General features: G+C 58.6%; 21 protein-coding genes. 6 read left to right on the plus strand and 15 right to left on the minus strand.

Translation table 11 applies throughout. From position 1 onward, the window contains the following. Positions 1 to 14 precede the first annotated feature (14 nt). Positions 15 to 191, plus strand: coding sequence for a hypothetical protein (locus ACRQ5Q_RS27575; protein WP_439393029.1), 177 nt, complete (start codon positions 15 to 17; stop codon positions 189 to 191). A gap of 683 nt (positions 192 to 874) precedes the next feature. Next, positions 875 to 1,372, plus strand: coding sequence for a cupin domain-containing protein (locus tag ACRQ5Q_RS27580; RefSeq protein ID WP_439393031.1), 498 nt, complete (start codon positions 875 to 877; stop codon positions 1,370 to 1,372). Between the two features lie 941 nt (positions 1,373 to 2,313). Here ACRQ5Q_RS27580 and ACRQ5Q_RS27585 read toward each other — a convergent pair. Beyond that, positions 2,314 to 2,553, minus strand: a complete 240-nt coding sequence (locus tag ACRQ5Q_RS27585) for a hypothetical protein (protein ID WP_439393033.1) — start codon at positions 2,551 to 2,553, stop codon at positions 2,314 to 2,316. A gap of 423 nt (positions 2,554 to 2,976) precedes the next feature. On the opposite strand from ACRQ5Q_RS27585, the gene ACRQ5Q_RS27590 reads away from it, so the two are divergent. Continuing rightward, positions 2,977 to 3,462 carry a hypothetical protein gene (locus tag ACRQ5Q_RS27590; protein WP_439393034.1) on the plus strand — a complete coding sequence of 162 codons (486 nt, stop codon included), beginning with the start codon at positions 2,977 to 2,979 and terminating at the stop codon, positions 3,460 to 3,462. 552 nt (positions 3,463 to 4,014) lie between these two features. On the opposite strand, the gene ACRQ5Q_RS27595 is transcribed toward ACRQ5Q_RS27590, so the two are convergent. Next, the gene (locus ACRQ5Q_RS27595) at positions 4,015 to 4,230 is read right to left on the minus strand and encodes a hypothetical protein (RefSeq protein WP_439393036.1); all 216 of its coding nucleotides are present in this window, start codon (positions 4,228 to 4,230) and stop codon (positions 4,015 to 4,017) included. Positions 4,231 to 5,683: 1,453 nt separating this feature from the next. Here ACRQ5Q_RS27595 and ACRQ5Q_RS27600 point away from each other — a divergent pair. Then, entirely contained in the window at positions 5,684 to 5,992 is a 309-nt protein-coding gene (locus ACRQ5Q_RS27600) for a hypothetical protein (protein ID WP_439393038.1), read from the plus strand. Between the two features lie 275 nt (positions 5,993 to 6,267). Here the strand turns inward: ACRQ5Q_RS27600 and ACRQ5Q_RS27605 are convergent, their stop codons facing one another. Next, positions 6,268 to 6,423: a DUF2933 domain-containing protein gene (locus ACRQ5Q_RS27605; RefSeq protein WP_439399885.1), complete on the minus strand. Its 156-nt coding sequence runs from the start codon at positions 6,421 to 6,423 to the stop codon at positions 6,268 to 6,270. Between ACRQ5Q_RS27605 and ACRQ5Q_RS27610 the strand changes: the two genes are divergently transcribed. Next, on the plus strand, positions 6,364 to 6,489 hold the full coding sequence (locus ACRQ5Q_RS27610) for a hypothetical protein (RefSeq protein WP_439399977.1): 126 nt from the start codon (positions 6,364 to 6,366) through the stop codon (positions 6,487 to 6,489). The two genes, ACRQ5Q_RS27605 and ACRQ5Q_RS27610, sit on opposite strands and share 60 nt — an antisense overlap. 393 nt (positions 6,490 to 6,882) lie before the next feature. Continuing rightward, positions 6,883 to 7,041: a hypothetical protein gene (locus ACRQ5Q_RS27615; protein WP_439393039.1), complete on the plus strand. Its 159-nt coding sequence runs from the start codon at positions 6,883 to 6,885 to the stop codon at positions 7,039 to 7,041. 54 nt (positions 7,042 to 7,095) lie between these two features. Here ACRQ5Q_RS27615 and ACRQ5Q_RS27620 read toward each other — a convergent pair whose 3' ends face one another. The 12 genes from ACRQ5Q_RS27620 to ACRQ5Q_RS27675 all read right to left on the minus strand — a co-directional run bounded on the left by ACRQ5Q_RS27620 (position 7,096) and on the right by ACRQ5Q_RS27675 (position 19,375). After that, positions 7,096 to 7,629 carry a hypothetical protein gene (locus tag ACRQ5Q_RS27620; protein ID WP_439393041.1) on the minus strand — a complete coding sequence of 178 codons (534 nt, stop codon included), beginning with the start codon at positions 7,627 to 7,629 and terminating at the stop codon, positions 7,096 to 7,098. A 658-nt stretch (positions 7,630 to 8,287) separates the two neighbouring features. Next, a complete protein-coding gene (locus ACRQ5Q_RS27625) occupies positions 8,288 to 8,872 on the minus strand; it encodes a hypothetical protein (RefSeq protein WP_439393043.1) in 585 nt (194 codons plus the stop codon). Between the two features lie 2 nt (positions 8,873 to 8,874). Further along, a complete protein-coding gene (locus tag ACRQ5Q_RS27630; RefSeq protein WP_439393045.1) occupies positions 8,875 to 9,417 on the minus strand; it encodes a hypothetical protein in 543 nt (180 codons plus the stop codon). Between the two features lie 107 nt (positions 9,418 to 9,524). Then, complete coding sequence (locus tag ACRQ5Q_RS27635; RefSeq protein WP_439393047.1) at positions 9,525 to 10,217, minus strand: hypothetical protein; 693 nt, start codon at positions 10,215 to 10,217, stop codon at positions 9,525 to 9,527. A 241-nt stretch (positions 10,218 to 10,458) separates the two neighbouring features. Continuing rightward, positions 10,459 to 10,926 (minus strand): tetratricopeptide repeat protein, encoded by a 468-nt coding sequence (locus ACRQ5Q_RS27640; RefSeq protein ID WP_439393049.1) that lies wholly within the window; start codon positions 10,924 to 10,926, stop codon positions 10,459 to 10,461. A gap of 613 nt (positions 10,927 to 11,539) precedes the next feature. Continuing rightward, positions 11,540 to 13,114 (minus strand): type II and III secretion system protein family protein, encoded by a 1,575-nt coding sequence (locus tag ACRQ5Q_RS27645; RefSeq protein ID WP_439393051.1) that lies wholly within the window; start codon positions 13,112 to 13,114, stop codon positions 11,540 to 11,542. Between the two features lie 736 nt (positions 13,115 to 13,850). Then, positions 13,851 to 14,294 (minus strand): TadE family protein, encoded by a 444-nt coding sequence (locus ACRQ5Q_RS27650; RefSeq protein WP_439393053.1) that lies wholly within the window; start codon positions 14,292 to 14,294, stop codon positions 13,851 to 13,853. After that, a complete protein-coding gene (locus ACRQ5Q_RS27655; protein ID WP_439393054.1) occupies positions 14,275 to 14,712 on the minus strand; it encodes a TadE/TadG family type IV pilus assembly protein in 438 nt (145 codons plus the stop codon). Before ACRQ5Q_RS27655 ends, ACRQ5Q_RS27650 begins: the two co-directional genes overlap by 20 nt. A 9-nt stretch (positions 14,713 to 14,721) precedes the next feature. Further along, the gene (locus tag ACRQ5Q_RS27660; protein ID WP_439393056.1) at positions 14,722 to 16,155 is read right to left on the minus strand and encodes a pilus assembly protein TadG-related protein; all 1,434 of its coding nucleotides are present in this window, start codon (positions 16,153 to 16,155) and stop codon (positions 14,722 to 14,724) included. Positions 16,156 to 16,158: 3 nt separating this feature from the next. After that, positions 16,159 to 17,067 (minus strand): type II secretion system F family protein, encoded by a 909-nt coding sequence (locus ACRQ5Q_RS27665; protein ID WP_439393058.1) that lies wholly within the window; start codon positions 17,065 to 17,067, stop codon positions 16,159 to 16,161. Beyond that, entirely contained in the window at positions 17,064 to 17,993 is a 930-nt protein-coding gene (locus ACRQ5Q_RS27670; protein ID WP_439393060.1) for a type II secretion system F family protein, read from the minus strand. Before ACRQ5Q_RS27670 ends, ACRQ5Q_RS27665 begins: the two co-directional genes overlap by 4 nt. Further along, the gene (locus ACRQ5Q_RS27675; protein ID WP_439399886.1) at positions 17,993 to 19,375 is read right to left on the minus strand and encodes a CpaF family protein; all 1,383 of its coding nucleotides are present in this window, start codon (positions 19,373 to 19,375) and stop codon (positions 17,993 to 17,995) included. Before ACRQ5Q_RS27675 ends, ACRQ5Q_RS27670 begins: the two co-directional genes overlap by 1 nt. Between the last annotated feature and the right edge of the window lie 32 nt (positions 19,376 to 19,407).

The following is a 19,407-nucleotide window of genomic DNA, read 5'->3' on the forward strand; positions in this document are numbered from 1 at the left end:
TTCGACGAGAGCGCATGAGCGTCAAAGCCTTGATGGCTAACATTCTGCAAGAGCAGATGCGATTGCGCGGCGTGAATTCGCTGTTGCCCGCAGACTATGAACAGATTGTCGAATTGCTGATCGAACAGATCAGAGAGCTGGAGCTTAGCTTGTCTGCGCGAGAGATCGCCGGCAGCCGCGAGCCGCAATAGATGATCAGCAATCGACGTGGCTTACTTGGATTTCGTCCGTGCCGCGATCTGCTTGACTTTCGTCAACGTTCGTTCGAATTCCGACAGGAGATACTGCTCTTGCGCAAGGTCTGCCGGCTCTACCAGAAATGCGACTTTCACGAAAAACCGGTTCAGTAGCGACGCAATCAAAAGATTGTTCGAGTGTTTTGAACGGAGTGCCGTAAGTTGGCGACGCATCTCCATGAGATCAAGCGTTTCGCGTTCTGGCTGTTCTCTCATGCGGGCGAGCCAAGCTGTGACGAACTGGCTGCATCGAGTAGGATGACGCGGCCAGTTGGCCGGTCGGGACCGGAAGGGCAGTCTCCCGGTGTGTGAGACACTAAGACTAGGGAGCGCGGCCGCAATCACGCTCTAGAATTAAGCTTGATGTCCTTGTTGCGAGTTAATTCTGGAACTGGTCCCACCGAACACCTTGACGTGCTCGCGTCGGCCGTGAAGCAGCTATGGACGACAGCGAGGCGAGCGACATCGCCCCCGATGTTGCAGTCGCAAGTGACCGTGCCGGGCAAACATAGTAGGGTGATAACGACCTCGATTTTCGCGTCATCGCTGCGTGGAGGCCATTTGAGGGCTCGAAGGTGGGGATGCCCGCCCCCTAGTTCTGAATTTAGTGAAGTGAGACGTAAGAAGGAGGGAAGGAAATGAAGCGATCGATCGTATCATTTACTGTTGCTTCTGGCCTTGCTGTCGTAGCAGCAGCACAAATCTTGCCCGCACTGCACGCCGCCGAGATGAAGATGATGCCTCCGGTGAATGTGGAAGACATCAAGTGGGGTCCCGCACCACCGACCATCCCGGCCGGTGCGCAGCTCGCCGTTGTCGCTGGTGATCCCAGCAAGGAGGGGCTGTTCACGATGCGGCTAAAGATGCCGGCCAATTATAAAGTCCCAGCCCATAATCATCCCACCGACGAGTTCGTGACGGTTATCTCAGGCGACTTCCGCGTCGGTCTCGGCGACAAGCTCGATATGGACAAAGGACAGTCCCTCAAGGCCGGAGCTTTTGCGGAAATGCCAGCAGGCATGAACCACTATGCCTGGACCACGGAGGAGACCGTGGTACAGATCGCCGGACCCGGGCCGTTCTCTATCACCTATGTCAATCCGGCCGATGACCCGAGCAAGCAGGCCGCGAAATAACGGGTGAACGCGACGAGCAAAAGGCCCCGACGATGTTGCACGTCGGGGCCCTTCAAGATCATCAGGCCGGGTTCCCCGGAAGAATGGTGCCATGTCTCCGAGCCCCCAGAGAGCAAAGCGGTTGCGAACAATGGACCTGTGGAGCACGCCAGATCGCACGCCTTGAAAGGCATTGTTGTAGCGCCGCCCAACTCTGGATCGCCGGGGTGGGAGGCCCCCTTATGGATCAGGACGGCATCTCGCAGGCGCCCGTGGAGCGGGCATCTTCGCCCTAGCAAGCAGTAGAAGCACGGACAATTCCGAATTCGGTTGGCCGACGGTCGGTCCGAAGTTTAATAGGAGTAGTTCTTCCGGTTTTGGCTCTCTTATGACGCGCTCCGACGACGACGATGTCCAGGGTCCAGTTTGTGAAAAGTGCTCGCGCCGAATGTCGCTTCTGGGCGAATTGCCCGACGTGTCGCATTGGCCCAGGATTCGGATTTACAAGTGCTCCCCGTGCGGCAGGATTATCTCAAGCAAGCTGCCGCGGACCAAACGAGGATAGAAGCTCCCCGCGGTTGGCTGATGGGCTGGGTGTCGACTGGATTTCCGATTTCGACGCGCCACACTCGCGCGAGCATGACCATGAGGGTCAGCTCTATGCCTTTGACATCCTAGGCCTAGGCGACGATCTTCGGCGGCTATCCGTGATGCGACAACACAACCTGGCGCAGCTCCTGCGCGGCCGGTCGGACGGCATCTTCGTGCGCCGCTCGAGCAGGACGTGGTCGGGCCGGACTTTCCGGACGTGCGGAGGTCCAAATATTTCTATTGCGACCTCCTTGCCGCCGCACGCGCCCTGAGCTGGCTGATAGCATCACGGCCAAGGAAGAGCCGAAGGCGCTCGCGCGGGCTGAGCAAGACAGGCTGCACAGCTCATAATAGTGCGGGCGGGCGAGCGGTTATTCCGACTTTTTGCCGACGACCCATCTCACGATTGGCCAACCCACTACGACGGACGACGCGACCGCGCCGATCATTCTTACGACGGCGTCACCCACATCCTGATCGAAAGAAAATGGCGCTCTCTGATAGAAGATAAGCACGAGGATGACGCTAAGCGCGCAGCAAAGAGCAACCAGCAACCGAGAGACCTGCCCTTCCAGATACGTGAGACGATCCTCGAGTTTGTCGTGATCCACGGTCCTTCCCCTCATCGCGCGTTAAGTCCTCAGCCGGCCATTAAAACTATGCAGGACGCCGATTCGGCAACCTCGACCAGGGAAGAATATAGCCGAGCCTCCCGTTCCTTCGCGCGAGTGAACCAGGGAGTACCTCCAACGCGCCGGATTTCAGAAGAGCAAAGTGGTCTGTAAGACAGGCGGCGCGAGCTTTTTGATTGGGACGACGCATCAAACTAGCCTTCGGCCCGGGAAATCCCTAGAGTGCCCGGCCAATTGGAGCTATCGTTAAGGTCCATCCGGCATCGTCGATCGTCCCACAACCAAGCAACTGGCCAAGGCGCTCGCGCGGGTTGAGCAGAACAGGCTGGACGAACTCGGCTGAATGCGAAACGATGGGGCAAGGGAGATCGCTGCACCGACCGTGCGGCCAGACGAGCCGGTATGATCTTAAGCACCCACGCAGTTGTCGGCGGCGCCATCGCTTGCCTGTTCCCGTCGCACCCGGTCCTCGTTGCGGTCGCGGCCTTCGCAAGCCACTTTGCGATGGATGCGATCCCGCATTGGGATTATCCTCTTCGAGCGATCACGTCAAAGTCCCGCGGCAACAATCACCGCCTGCTAGCAGATCAGAAGATTTTCCGCGATTTGGCTCTTATCGGCTGCGATGCTTGCGCGGGTCTATTAATAGCAATTTGGCTTTTCGCGACCCCGGCAACGATTGGAGTGATCGTGCTCGGCGCCCTCGCCGGCATGATGCCCGATCCCCTACAGATCCTGCACAGGTTGGTTCCGAAGCAGCCCCTGACGACCTTGCAACGTTTTCATAGATGGGCCCACACCAAGCGGAGGCTTAGTTGGCCGCTGGGGATCAGTTCGCAAGCACTCTTTGCCGCATCCGTCTCCTGGGTAGTTTTGACCGTGGGGTGAGGCACGATGTCGGGGAATTACTCTGGCCGCATCACAGTCCCGTAGGAATTCAGTGAAGGCGTGCACAAGCACGACCTTCAATGCTAGGGTGCTTGCATCAGAACTCCCCTTCGACGCCCGCCAGCAGGTGCGCTCGTGGAGTGACTTTGCTAATTTCGCGCGGCCCCCGCCGAGCACGAGGCGACGGCTTCGCCCATCCGGCAGCGACGTCGAACGGCATCGAAGGTGTCACCAGGTCCGAAGCGGCCATTGGAACAATGCATCCTCAGACGTCGTGGGTGGCATTTGCCGAGATTGATCCCACTCCCCTGTTCGACGCGCATTTCGGCAATTTGGCAGGTCGGCTCCTGAATATAGTGCCCATCACCCCAGCAGCGAAGGTGATCGCAACTCGGAAAGAACACTTCGGCTCAGGCCCATCGCGACAGTCTGCGCTGCCGCACGAAAGCAAGCCAGATCCGGTTACGGAGGTGCATGTTGACCAAGGAACGGCTCACTCAAGACGCAACAAGGGTATTTCTCTTGCCGCGAGCAATCTTCATTGCGACCTGTCTAACCGTCGCATCGCCCTCGGTTGCCCAGCAGGTGCGGGTCATCACGGGGGACGTCGAGCATATCTATGGACCTAGCGGTGAGGTCCTCGACGATGCCGAACTGCGGGCACGAAACGAGCGTGCCCTTGAAAGAGCACAGCTGGAACGACAGCGCGCGATCGAGAAGCAGCAAATCGAAGCCGAGAATGAGCGACTTAGGCTTCAGCGCGGGCAAGCTGCTCTCGCCTATGCAACCGATCCGACATGGGACTCAACATACGGCGGCTGGTTTTTCGTTGATCGCCGCCATCGGGGTCACGGAAGGATGGGCGTTTCGCCCAGGATGGGCAGTCCGAGACGATAAAACTCGGCGATTGTAACCTCACTTGCTCCCCGTAAAAGAGATCACGTCACCAACGCCGTAGCGCTTTCGACGGTCCCCCCCCCCCGCCTTCGAAGCACGTGGGAACCTCTTGGCTTGACCGCGGACTCGGCGTAGCATTGGGCCTTCTTGCTCGGGGATAGAACCAATGCATCGAGTGCTCCTGGTCGGCGTTGCCGTGACCTGCTTTGCGGCGGCCCTGCTTTTCCGTTCCTCTGACGCCAACGCGGTGTTTTGGCGCGGCATAACCGCACCGACGAACATCGACGTTCACGGCTGGCCGATCGTGAAAGAGCCTCCCCCGAGTCCATGCCAATGGATACGGGTGGGCGGTGGTTACTGGGTCCGTCAGTGCATTGACTAGGCCTACAGCGTGCGTCCCGTCGCGGTCTAACCCACAATGATCAGTGCGAGCAGACCGGAACTGAGCAGGATGACGCCCGCGAGCGTAACCGCCAAAAAGGCAAGAGACGTAAATTCTTCACGCATGTACGTTTCGCCAACGAACTCACCACGCCCCGACCATCACAAGAGTGGCGATGCTCAAAGCCGAGCAGCACAAGATGATGACTGGCGCGACTAAACTTCGGTGAGACCGCATTGCTGGCGCTCCGGGTTAGAACACCCCAACGGTAGGTCGGCCGTGTTTTGCCGTGACTTCGCGGTTGCCGGAAAGTGGTTTCAATCCGAGGCCTTTGTGTCGTGCTCGCGCGGGCGAACGAAGTCTCTTCACGGTTTCGCGAACGCTAAACAGAGCCAAAGTCCGCGGATCCTTTCGGATCAAGCCCCGAACCGAGGCCGGAGCAACTGCCTCCTCCGGTTGGTTTTGACAGACGCAGTTCATTACGAGGCTCCCCGACTCTCAGAGCATGGTATTTGCCGCTGACCCCAGCCCTCAATTGACATGGAGAGGCTCAGTTATCGGCACGGTTTACATTCAGGTCCATGCTGGACTGATTTGCGGATCCGGCGGCAACCACTTTAAGCCTGACCCTGTGGGCCTTATCATTCATGCTTGGCGGGCGTCGCCGGTGCCCGGAGACATGCCGGCGCAACCGGTTGCGAGTTTGCCTGTCGGCGGGGGAAACGAGCCTGGGCAAGCATCCAAGACGACGGGCCAGCACGGCCAGGGGGTCGAGAAGTGGACCCCAGCCGCGGCAGCGGCGCCGTTCGCGTTGGGCCTGATCGGTTCCTGTTCTTCCTGCAACGTCCGGAACAACAATGGCGATCACAACGGGCCTGACGGCGTTGCTCGCCTCCTGATCGTAATGATATATTTCAGGTATTTCGCACTGGGTGATTTTTCATGAAGTTTCTTCGCTCGGCGTCGTTTCTGGCCGCTTACCTCCTGTTTGCTGTCCCCGGCTCGGCCGAGAATACGCCGAACGGACCACCAACTTTGTCGGCGTCTCCAGCACCTGCAAAGGGGTATATGGGCTTCGAGAAGCCTTGCCCGGACCAAAATCCAAACATGCGCGAGCCGCGCAGGAATGAAACCTGCGATTATGTAACGATCATCAAGCGCTGCGAAGGCGATCTGGCGGAGCGCCTATTCCGACAGCCGCGTGAGATCGGGGTGGACCATCCGCGGCGTCTTGCCTGTCATTCAGACTGAGTTTTGCAGGCAAGCTTGCCGTCATTGTTCTTATCGAAATTATGAAGAAGCCCGCGCCAGCCGGGGTCGCATTGACCGACGATCAACCGTGGACGGCTACGCTCGGCTGATCGAGGACGCGAAAGCGAAGACGCTCGCAGCCACTTCCTGAAACTTCCGAATCTCCTCGGCTGTATTGCCATTCTTACCGAAGAAGTCGGCGAGCGAATTTCTGAGTTCGAGCTCACGAATGCAGAACTGCTCGGCGCTGACGCACTTATAGGGGCAGTCGCCAATTAGCCGTGGTCTCCGCCACCACGCTGTCTGCCGTGCATGAAGACGTGCATGAGTGGGCAAGCCAGTAGAGGCAGCCAAAGGAGGGCTCCGAGCACATGAGCCTGATGCTGGGTGAACAAGAGCGCACCCGCAATTGCCGCGATGACGGCGAGCACGAGAGCAATGCGGAAATTGCGCGACATACCCCGATGTGTGTCGTTTTGATGATGGGTCTCTTCTGACAAGGTCATGAGCAACCTGCGGGAGTGAAATCGTGGCTTGCTGATGGCACTAACGCTCTATCAGGATTAAAACCAAGCTCGCCGATTTCACCGGCGACCATGTTGATGCAAATCAAAAAGTGTGCACCCGCAGTTCATGGCGCCGGTCTTTTGACCAAGAACAAAATATGGCCGCGCCCGCCAAGGCGCCGGCATCATTGCCCCTGCAACCGCCTGATTGAAGCTTTCGATGGATCAAAGCTGATCGAACTCGGCTTACCCAGCTGGCGCGACCGCAGAGGATACCGTTGGACAAGCGGCCGAGCCGAACCTAAGCTTCGCTGATTGCGGAAATCGAAGCTGCCAGGCGCGGTTCTGACTATGGACTGGTCCTACTATCTCGCGGGAGCTGCAGTGATCCTGCTTCTCCTTGCCTATCACCTGCATGGCAGGCTGTTCAGGAGGGATACGCTGCGCGACGAGAAACTGAATCGACTGATCGATGAACGCATCGATCGCCTGGACCTGAAGCGCGACAAAAAAGACGATCAATCGTCCCGCACTCCGCCCTAGCGGTCACCTGTTCTGCCACACCAAAATGGCCCCTCTAGCGCGCGCTAGACGACATCATGCGGTTGTTGGACGAGAGGAAATAGTACGCAACCAACTTACCAAAGCGCTTATTTCCCTTCGCACGTGAAGCAAATAGAGAAAGTGCGTGATCGCAAAGGACAGAAGGCAAGTCCCCAAAATGGTCGCCATCACGTACAGACCGGCACCGGCCGGGACCGCCACGGGTAATAGCGATGCCTGCCTGACCGTGGGTACGAAAGCCTGCCAGGAAATGACCAAGAAGCCCGCATAGGCGGTGCTCAAGTGGGTCGCGACGGTAAACGGAAGCCTCGATTTGGCCAGCAACCCGTAGCAGGCCAGCAGGAAGATCGGAAGCGCGACCCCGAACAACTGAAACCCTTCAATCGGGACGATGTAGCTCAAGAGTGCGTCGCTTCGCTGAAAAATCCCGAACATTCTCAGGTTGATGAACCAGAGAAGTTCGGAGCTGGGGGCATATTGAAGAGCACGCGCAGCCAGTTCGGCGCAAAGCGTGGCGACAAACAGCGCCAACGGTCCGAGGAATTGCAACCTGAAAAGACGATTCATGAGACGAATGCCCAGTAGGTCAAAAGCTTGGTCGGGCTTACGTGAAAAACGTTTACGTTGCCTTAATTGTTCCGCCGTCCGGGGCACGCGTTTTTGCCCGCATTGGTATAGAATCAAGGGAGTGGGCGTCGTGACCTTAGTGAACGACGGAAGCGTGTCGGAAGCCCGCCCTGGAGGTCGAGCGCAGACCTGACTGCGGCGCGGGCGAAAGCTCCAGAGGGCCGTCGCTCGACCCGGGCAACCCGGCTGATCGCCAACAACCTAGAGGCGGTTCAAAGGCCGCCGAACAGTCCGCCATAAGTTTTCAATTATCAGTTTGATTCTTACTTACAAAGAAACATGGCTTCGTTCTGTCGAATTCAATCTTTAGGTAAACTTAATACCGATATCGATTATAAGTTGTGGAAGTCCTGGCGCGCCCCCAGACGATGATGCCGTCAGCATCATGGTTCGTCGGAGTCGGCATCGACGACGCAGCCTGGACCGTCAGCAATCGCCAACCCGATCCATGTGGGCGCTTCGGGTTACTCCAGGGCGCCGGCATCTTGCATGATGACTTCCCTCAGCAGCTTCTCCGGCGGGAGGCCTCCCAACCGGCGAATAGAGCGGGCAAACTCCGCCCCACTGCCGACAGCGCCTTTCTTGGAAAAAAGATTGCTTACATACCCGCGCTACGGTTTTCGGCTTTACTGGACATTCTCAAGGAGATTGCGCGCAGCGCGTCATCCTTGGCCACCCATGCTCGGAGCTCGTACCGATTTAATTTGCGCAATTCCGGTATGAGCCGCCGCACCGCCTCCGCGGTGCACTCCATCTCGTCCGAAGGCAACGAAGCCACAGCGGCCGGCTTCGGCCACTTTACTGGTTGGTCAAACGGCTGGCGCTTTAGATAACGCAATTCGGCTGCAAGCGAGCGAAAGCGAAAAGGCGGTGGTGCGTTGAGATCGCCAAATTCAATGACAAGGTTGATGATGGTCGCCTTGATTTGGCGCACGCGGAGAAGCTCGAGGTGAGCGCGCACCGCGGCTCGCGCCGCGTGCCGGACATATTCGTCTGTGCTGTCGCCGACAAGATGCCGGAGCAGCAATTTAGCTGCGTCGGAGTCGCACCAATCGTCAAACCCAACACTCAGGCCATGACGGTAGGCATTGCCTGATGCGCGCCGCTTGCCAGCGCTCGTTTTAGGTCCAGTGCTTCTGTGTGCATTTCGTCGATTTGCAGCGATTTGTCGCTCGGTCGTCATCGTCAAACCTCTTGCCGCGCGTCTCCCGAGTGAACGGTGCATGGCACGGCCAAGCCGGCGCGGTGTTCTTCGAGACGGCGCAAAATCTTGTCACGACGCGACGCCAACTCGGCCAACCGCCGATTGATATAATCCAATTCAGCCAGGGAGTGGCGGAATGCTTCAGCATCGATGCTGACTTTGGTGAGATGGTAGCTACTCAGGAGTTTTTCGACCTTACGTCGTACAGCCTTGTTGGTAATAGAGCGGTCAGCCAGCTTTTGAACCTCGTCGTCGTCTTGCCCTTGCAATATCAGGCCCAGTAGGTTGCGAAGAGCTGGGATACGAGCGCTGGTGACAATCTCCTTCCTGAAGCGTTGTAGCTGTAACGTCTCCCATTCGGCATTCGTGAGCTCGGCAACCCACATATGCTCTAGAAAGTCACTAGGGGCAAATTGTTGCTGAACCGCGCCTTTTACTAAATTGAACTCGCGCTGTGAGTCCGAAACGAGCAGGGGCATCTCATAAAGTACAGCCAGTTCCCGGCTGACGGCCAAATCACTCATTTTGAAGAATCCTTCGCTGTTGCGACACGTTCGATCCCGAGAAAGCACCGGGCTCGCGCGTCAACCTATGCGAAGGCTCAGAGAATAAAACCGGCGCAATCAAAAAGTTAGCGCGGTGATTCGTGCGATGATTTCTTGGGGGCGCCGGGCCGACCCCAATTGCAGTTCGTTTCGGTGATTGCCTGAGACCAGAGGCGGTCGAATTCTCGTCGCGATACGCGATACTTCTCCTTGGCCTCCGCGAACCAGGCATTCTTGCTTTTGCGTTTGTCGCGGGGGCTGGCGAGCATTTCCCCTGCGAGCCATTTGCAGCAGAGTCGCTCTTTCGACAGCGCGCTCCAATTCTTTACATCGGCAGATAACCAGTCATCGAATCTCACCGTCTCAAGAAGCACCGTTCGACCGCCGTGGCACTCAAACTCCCTGCCCGGGCCAAACGGAATGACGCCACCACGAATGATCTGTTCCCAGAATGGCTCGAAAGCCCAACCAGCAGGAGTCAGCCGAAATAACTGACCTGATTCAGGACAGCGGACGCTCGCCGAAATCGCGCCGGCCTGAAGCGCCACTTTCAACTTGGCGACGGCAAAATCACGCCTGCTCCAGTCGAACAGCGCTTCCCTCGATAGACGCGGATAACCGCCACCTTGGTTCTCGGAGCCGTCAGTTGCCCCTTCGTCACCGCGGGCGTTCGATAGGATTCTAATCGCGCTCTCTATGTGAGCTTCCGACACGCAACCTGTTATTCGTTGCACGGCTTCGGGAAGCGTGATGAATCCTGCGGGGATTGGATCGGTCATCGACACCCACCTAGTTGCGACGACGGCGCTTGCAAGAGCAAAAGCCGTTTTTGCAGAAGGATCGCCGTAACGAACTAGTCGCGGGCGCGACCTCTCTGCGCGCGTAGCATCACGCCGACCCCGCCCCCATTCTCATCGATGAAGTCGACGCCGGCAGCCTCAAGGGCATGTCGCACGACCACAAGAGTGGCCCGGCGAGGCTGGTTCAGCCCAGCCTCCCTCAGGCGAGTCGGCCCCTAATTTAAGGCTGATTGTTCGGCGGCCTCTCAATGAACCGCCGGCTGCCATTGAGAAGCTCGAGGTTGTTGGCGATCACAGGGTTGCCCGGATCGAGCGAATAGGCCCTGTCGAACTTTCGCCGCGCCGCCGTCAGATTGCCCCGCAGCATGTAGGAATATCCCTGATCGTTCAGGATTTGAACGGTTTCACCGCCGAGCCGAATCGCTTGTGCATAGGCCTGATCGGCAAGATCAAAGCGGCGCAGCCGATCGTAGCTCGCGGCGAGCCCAATCCAGGCGGTGACGTCCTTCGGAGCCTTTTCGACGGCCTCCTTGAAATAGCGCTGGGACAGTCCGAAATTGCCGCGATTGTAGTGCTCCAACCCCATCCGCACAGGTTCGTCGGACGGATAGTATTTGACGTCGGTCGGCTCCTGTACGGGGTCTGGGCCGGCTGGAGCACCCGGCGCGACGACAGCAGCGTCGCGCACGGTGTATTCTTGCACCGTGTCGCAAGCCGCAAGGGCTGTCGCTAGTAAGGCGCAAGCCAGCCATAGAAGAAGGCGCCGCATAACCGTTATCCTCGTCCCACAACTGTACGCTCCAATATTGTTCCCGCACTAACAGAGCCAGGTTGGAGCCGTATTACCGGTAGAAAAATGACTATCTCAAACTCGTTTACCGTTGGGGCGCAACGCCTACGCCAGCCAAGCCACTTCCGGTCCCGAGGTAAATGCTGCTACCGTTGTTCGCGTCCACAGCTGCTCCAATTGCGCCCGCAGCTCCCATCGGCGGGTGGCCCTGGCCCGGCGCGTCTCCACCAAAGGCTGGCAACGGATCGCGCGGCTGGTTACCGCTACGATAGCGTCTGATAGCGCCATCAGTCTTCGCCGCTTGGGACACGATCCGGCGATCACCGACGTAGCTCGGCCAGGGATTGATCGTGTGGATCGCGGCGTTAGTTTGCTTGGCGTCCCCGGCGCTCATGGTGATCGTGTCCGAACGCTGGTAGTATCGATCCGTCTCGTCATGACCGGAAAGGCCGTTACAGGCCCCCAACGTAAAGACCGCAAATAGCGCCGTACATCCCATCTTGGTCGTCCTTCAGTTAAGGGTCTTCACAACGGGCTGGTCGACTGCGACCGCGGGCGCCGGTAAGCGCACATCGGGCGCGATGATGTGCCCGTAAGGCCCTTTGAGGTCACCGCCGGAATTGACGTAGTCATTGTAGCGCTTCTTCACTTCCATCTGGCCATTGAGGAAGAAGTCGACATCATTAGCGGGCAGCCGCGAATCGAGAGGCGAGGCCAGTTGCTGGCCAGGCGCAGCCGGCGCGACCAGCCGCGGCGTCACGATGATCACAAGATCCGTTTCCCTCTGCTGATAGGATGCGCTTCGAAACAACGCACCCAGGACTGGTACCGAACCGATCCAGGGCAATTGCTGAACTTCTTGCGTGTTGCGGGTCTGGAGCAACCCGGCGATCGCGAAGCTCTGCCCGTCGCGTAACTCAACCGTGGTCCGCGCGTTACGGCTGGTCAATGCAGGGACGGTCGTTCCCTGGATCTGGACGGCATTGGTGAAATCAAGCTCGCTCACCGAGGGCTCAACCCGAAGGTTGATGACGCCACGCGAAAGGACCGTCGGCACAAACCCAAGCTCTACGCCGAACTTCTTGAATTCGATGGTGGTGGTAGGAAAGCCGTTCGTGGTGTTGGAGGCAACCGGCACCGGAAATTCGCCACCGGCCAGGAAGCGCGCAGCATCGCCTGACAGGGCCATCAGATTGGGCTCGGCCAGGCGACGCACCAACCCTTTCTCCTCCAGGGCCTGCACAAACAAATCCACCGAGGTCCCGTTATTCAGCTTTAAAACGTTTGTCAGCAGGTTGCCGAATGGTTGAGTTGCGGTACCTATAAGCCCCGAGGCCGCAGTGACAAGAGGAACACCTTGGGGGGTCCTGGCCGCGATGGGTGGGCCGGACGTTCCGCTCTGGCCAACCTGATTGAGACTGCCGTTCCCCGCGTGGAGGTTCACCCCCAGTTCGCGGCCAGCCGCCCTCGAGACCTCGAGGAAGCGAACCTCCAGCATGACCTGCTGCGGGCTCGCCACATTGAGGGCGTTGACGACCTTCCAGTCCTTCGGGACGGTGGAGCTAGCAATCGACGCGGCTCGCTCGGCGGCGACCGCGTCCGCGGCTGTTCCATTCAAGATCACCTGGCCCGGCGAAACCGTGACACGGATGCCGCTGGTGCCGGTTGAGAGAATGGTTTGCTGCAGAGTGCGCTGCAAATTCCCAGTATCTTCTACGACATCAACATCCAGGATGCCGATCTGCTTCATCGAACTATCGAACAGGATGACGTTCGTGGAGCCGGCCTGCTTGCCCTGGACGTAGATCACGTGATCGCTCAGTGACCTCACCTCGGCGATGTCGGGCGAACCCGATACAATCGTCGAAAAAGCCGTGTCGACCCTAAAGGTGCGTGACTTGTTCACGATCACCTTGACGCGCTGGACGTCGCCCATTTCGCTGACGAAGACGCCGCTGGAGGAGCCTCGCTCTGCCGCCCGCGCACCGTCCACCGTGCCCAATGCGGCAAGCACCGCGCCGAGAACGAATACGCCCAAGGCAGGAAGCCGCCCACCTTCCTTGCGGGCAATGCGTCGGCCGCTCATTCCACCCCCCATCGCCGTAATCCAGAGCCTGTCCCCGCAAATGGACGCCCTCGGCGCTAAAAAAACTCGCCTCCGCGCACGTCATAGAGATTACAATCGGTTCGGTGATAAACCGTTACCGTCGTATTTCCTTGACGGGCACGCACAAATCAATCCCGCTCGGCGGCGAAGTCTATCGCCCACTCCTGCAAGATCATCATCCGGCATATGGCTGGTTGGCAAGAAGCGAACTGCACCAGGTAGTCCCAACGCGAGAGAAAATTGCCCAATGTTGCCAACGAGCACCACTACCGGCTCGGGGGTGATAGGCAGCTTGGCTATGGCGCAACCGACGGCACCCCGACCAACCTCTAACTACAACCCCTCCTGCCCGGTACGCATCCGGCCAGCACCCCGGCAGGCGCGCTGGTTTGTCGCGGCGCCCGGCAGCGGCGGCTTTGGACCGTTGGCCGGTTTCCAGCTCCAGCGAAGCAGGTCGGCGACTTTGTTGGTGGGTCACACCCGCGGATCTGCATTCATGTGCCGGCGTACCAACATAGCCAGCCCCTCCATTCCCTTGCGGAGCCGACCGGCCTGCCATCACCGGCACAGTTCGGGCGGGCCGCTGGAAGCACGCGGAGCACTGAGACCCTTCCCGAAAGCAGCAACCACAGGTCGTGGCGCGCCCGCCACAGTACATCGGTCGTTTCGCGAATTCTTGGCTACGAAGCCGAAGTGCCCCGAGATACGATCTCGCTCAGTAGCTAAGCTGAGTATTCTGAGCGACCTGGGTTATGGTTCCTTGCCACACCGGCAGCATAAAGCCGAAATTGTAGCTCGCGCTCGCAGTAAGCGCCATCACCCCGGTGGTGGCATTGGCCGCCGACCGAGAAGCAGCCGGCGTCGTTGCAAAACCGCTCGCTGCGAGGAAGGGGACGGTCGCCTGCGCAGTGGCGACACTGTTTGCCCCGGTCGATGGCAGTGTACATTGTGTGAGCTGCGATTGCCCAGCGCAGTAGATCAGGGTTTGTCGCACCAGTTCGCTCGCCAGAGTGCGGACCGAGTTTTGCGTAACATAGAACCTGGCCACATCAGCTATCGCGATCAACATCGCAAAAAACGCCGTGAAGACGAGGACGAATTCAAGGGCGACAGCTCCCGAGCTGTCAAGCGCTCTGGTTCTACTTGATGCGGACTTCATAGCTTACACTATTGCTGAATGATTGCGACCACCAAGGGGTTGTTATGAAAGAAGCAGGCATACTGGCCGAGATTTGAATCAAGAACGGAGCAGCGCATGTGGTGCCCGTCGCAATCGCGCTGCACGAGGTCGCTGTCCGTGTCGGTGTGCAGTAGCAAGCAACCGTCGGTGTTCCACTCAAGCTCCATCCCGAGGGAAGAGCGTTCGTTACGGTATTTTGAATGCCATTCGAATCGGTGGGGAAGTAGCGGGCATATTCTCCGCCTGCTCTAACGGCTGATTGTAGGGCGGTCTGGCGTTGCGTTACATCGCCAACTTCCACGACAGCGAACAGCAGTGGGACCAGCACACAGACGGAGATGATGATGAACTCCAACGCCGCGGCCCCACGCTGATCCCGGAGGAAATTGTGGTACATAGCGTATTCCTACTGCACGAGGGCTATAGCCTGAACTTGGGCGGTCTTGGTGGTCGTGCCACACCCCGTCACGTTTTCCGTTGCGCTGCCGGTGAAGGTTAGCGACCAGCCGACGATCGACATGCAGGTCGTCGAAGAAGAGAATGTGTTGCCGGTTACACAGACGCTCGCGTTGGGGAAGTACATGCCGCCATTCAGCGTAATGGTCGAGCTGCCTTGTATTGAGACCGGCGCACTGCCGCAGGAACTGGTGTGCTGCGAATTCCGGTAGTCCGCGTAGAACAGCATGCCGTTATAATTCGTGTTGGGGTAGCTGGCGGTCGCTGGAGCACTCATGTTCACGGTTCCCCCGGTGATGTTCAAAATTGAGCTACCACCGTAATTCGGCGACGGACCGGTGAAAATGAAGGTGCAACCCGAGCAGCTGAGCGTTCCGCCCGAAACCGTGATGCCAGAATTAAAAAAGAAATAGGTTCCCGAAGGAAGCGCGGCACTGTCGCCGGCGTTATGGACGGTCAAGGTTTTTCCTACGCAGAACACGCCCGAGGAGATGACATACGGCGACTGGGCCGTTGTCGAGTTCGTGCAATTCGTGCTGTTGACCTCCGCGGGAATCGCGGACGGGTCCTGGAGAGCTGCATATGGATCGGTCGTGGGGGGCTGGTACATCAGATTGCCGCCCGCAGTGCATGGTGTAGCGGAGCCGGACTGCGTACAGCCGCCTGCTCCGACCAAAATGAGGTTGGTCTGTGTTTTGTTGGCACCGGCGCCGTTGAATGTGATGGAGTCTCCGCCGGTTCTATTCGAGGCCAAAGAGCAGTTTGTTCCGGTGACTGACCCGTTGCCACTAAACGCAAGCCCCCCGCCCAAGGCCAAAGCACATGCGGGTCCGGTCACTAACACCGCGGCAGTCGCCAGCTCGCGGACGTTCTGCGAGCCCGATCCTACGATAAAGGAACTGAAGCTACGCGGTTCTGCCCGAACCATTTGCGCCTGGACTGCGTTGCACGATGGTGAACAGGAGCCGCTCGAGTCGGCAGTAAAGCTGCCGCCGCTCCAGTTGCCCGGTTGGATGGTGACGGTTGTGTTCGATCCTGATGTATAGCCGTTGTCTGTCGCAACGCTGATACCTGCTGTCTGGGCGTTGGAAAAGCCCGTTGCGCCGGAGATGGTTGTGGTCGTGTAGTCGAGCCCCCCCAAAACACCTGCAATCGCCGCAGCATCGGCAGCATTCTGTCCGTGCCGCCGCTCCAGGTACCAGGCGCTGACCTCCATTCCGAAGCCGGCCAACCCAAAGAAGAAGGCGGAAGATGCCACGAACATCAAGGCGCTTACACCCCGCTTGTCCCGCAAGCAATCCAGGACAGGCACCAAGCTCCTCGCCATCGAGGGCCGCAACATCCGATCGTAAAACGAGCGTTTGAACAGGGTAACCGTGCTCATGGCTTACTTCCCTGCGTTGGTGAACGTCGCTATGAGGCGCAGATACGGGCTTCCGCCCAAAATGACGAACATGGCTGGAAGCATGAAAATCACCATCGGAGCCGTCAGCTTGGCGCCCAGCTTGTGTGCTCTTTCTTCCAGCTTGGTGATACGCTCTCGGCGGAGGTCGACCGCGACACTGCGCAGGGCCTGGCTCAACGGCGTTCCGTATTGCAGGCTTTGGCTGACGATGGTGCCGAATCGGCGAAGTCCCTCTGACGTAGATCCGAATTTCTCGAACGCCTCGGTCCGGTTTGGCAAGATCCTGAGGTTATCAAGAAGATCGTATAACACCCCGGCCATCGCGGGATTCGTCTCGTTCATTTCTTCCGCAACGCGTTGCACCGCGCTCTCCAGCCCCATTCCTGCTTCGGTGCACACCACCAGCAAATCGATGGCGTCCGGCGTGCCGAGCCGAATGGCCGCATCAAAGCGCCGTTTCAGCAGCAACAGGATCAATCGCGGCCCCATGATTCCGATCACCCCGCCAACCAGGGTGAAGATCAACGTATCCGTCAGTGGCTTCCCCAACAGCTGCGCAACAATGAGCGCACCGAGCGGGAACAAGCACATGCTGACGGTTTTGACACCGATCCAGATCGGCAAGACTCGAAAATGATTGAAGCCGGACGATTGAAGGACCGTTCGCAGTTGTTCCAGATTTTCCGGGGCGTAGAAGCGCTGATACCGCGCGCCGAGCGATGAGAACAGGCCCGTCATGCCCTGGATGGGGGCTGACTTGCCGGAAGCACCGATCACGGCGTTCGACACCCTTGTGTTCAATGCACGAAGGTGAATTTCGCGGATGATCAACAGCGCAGCCGCGGCCGCAACTAGAATGGCGGAGGCCGCAAAACCGAGAACAACACTCATAGTGCCGTGTCCCTTCTGATCATCCAACGTATCACAAAGTGCCCGACGAGCACCGAGCATACCGCGTACGCCAGCAGCTTGTTTCCGGTCGGATCCGTGAACAGCAGAGAAATCGATTCCGGACTGAGCCAGTAGAATATCCCACCTACAATGACGGGCATGCATGAAAGGGCTCGTGAAGAAAAGATCACCTCGGCTGCCAGCGCCTTGGCGCGAGCAGCCAGCGCAACGCGCTGACTCACGGTGTCTCCCAGTGTCTGCAAGGTTTCAGCCAAACTGCCACCAGACTTCATCTGGACTGCCAGTGTCACCGCAAACATCGCATACTCTGCCACTTGCGTTCGCCGATAGACCGCCTCTACGGCTTCCTCGGGAGGCCTCCCCAGACTCAATTCGCTGCATACAATCGCAAACTGTCCAGCCGTTGGTTGCGGCATCTCGCGGGCGATGGTGCGAAATGCTTCGTTCACAGGCAGCCCGGATCTAACAGTACTCGCCACGATCTGGATCGCATCGGGTAGCTGTCGAAAAAGTTGATCGGCGAGGCGACGTTGCTGCCACCCGAACAGACCGCGCACCACCATGATGGCCACAATTGCCGCCGCGAGATATGCGTAGAGGGTGGTGAAATCCAGCAAGCTAGTCACGTAAAGAACTGCCGCTGCTGCGATCACGCCGGCAAGGAACGGATACGCAGGGTGCCAACGGTAATTTGTCTCTGCGTTATAATTGACCAAGCGGTGGAAAAACCGCTGTCGGGATCCGGCCTGTAGCCGACGGATGGAGGGCAGGCTCGCCGAATGTGAGGTTGGTAGAGCTATCGCTACCTGACGAACGATGCGACTTTCTCGACCGTCGAGCCACAACGACACGACCGCTGCGCAGATCAGGAGCGCCAGGTTAATGATGATCAGAACCGGCAGCATTATAGTTGCCTCATAGCCTCAGCCCAAGCTCGATCAAGCCCAAAATAGGCAAGCCGGCTCTTGAATTTCGGGATTGAATGGGTGGACCGGTAGGCGCCCAAGATCCGCCCGTGAACATCGTCCTCTTGGTACTCAAACGCCGCGATGTCATTGGTGGTGATCACGTCGGTCTCGAGGCCGGTCACCTCGCTGATCTGGACAATGCGGCGTTGTCCATCTCGCATGCGTTCCACTTGCACGATGATATCCAACGCCGCAACGATCTGGGCTCGAATGGCCCGCAGCGGCAGATTTGGCTGTCCCATCTGCACCATGTTTTCAATACGGGTCAGTGCGTCGCGGGCGCTGTTGGCATGCACCGTGGAGATCGAACCATCATGGCCGGTGTTCATCGCTTGCAGCATGTCGAACGCTTCAGCGCCGCGCACTTCGCCTACCACGATCCGGTCAGGACGCATTCGCAGGGCGTTCCACACCAGATCGCGTTGTGTCACCTGCCCCGTGCCCTCGAGGCTGGGAGGCCGGGTCTCCAGGCTGATCACATGCGGCTGTTGCAGCTGCAACTCTGCGGCATCCTCGATGGTGACAATGCGCTCACTGTGATCAATGTGTTGGCTCAGGGCGTTCAACAGTGTGGTCTTGCCAGAACCGGTACCGCCAGAGACCAGAACATTGAGCCGAGATCGGGCGGCAATCTCCAGCAATTGCCTCATGGCAGCGGTCATTGTGCCGTTTTCGACCATTCCGGCCAAATTCAAACGGCGACTTGGAAATTTTCGGATCGAAATGCACGGACTATGGATCGCCAGCGGCGGGAAGATGATGTTGACCCGGCTGCCGTCCGGCAAGCGGCAATCCACCATCGGGCTGGATTCGTCGACCCGCCGGCCAACTCGCGCCGCGATCTTCTGCGCCACCGACGCGATGTGCTCATTGTCGCGGAATCGCAGCGCGACCCGTTCCAGCTTGCCGTATCGCTCGACATAAACGTTACTTGGTCCGTTGACCATGATATCGTTGATCGATTCATCCATCAGGAGCGAACGCAGCGGCCCGTAGCCGGTCATGTCGTCCGCAATCTCGTCCGCGAGCTGAAACTGCTCACGGCCGGACAGTTCGAGCCGTTCCTGGTTGGCGATTCCATGGATGATTTCCTCGATCTGCCGCCGCAGAACATCGCGGGAAACAGTCGCGGCCACCGATGGCTCTATCTGTTCAATGACCCTTTCGCGCAGCGAAGCCGCCACGTCAGTTCGTTCGTGCGGCGAAGCCGGCACAGCGCCTCGTTCGTGCGGTGATTGTATCACGGGATGGTCGGTCGAAGGTTCGTCGCGGCTTGGCGTCAACGTGGGCAAGCCGGTTGGCGTGCCCTCCCTTTCCACAGATTGAGGAAAACGGGTTGACGCGCCGTCGC

The organism is Bradyrhizobium sp. PMVTL-01, assembly GCF_051861855.1.
GTDB lineage: Bacteria > Pseudomonadota > Alphaproteobacteria > Rhizobiales > Xanthobacteraceae > Bradyrhizobium.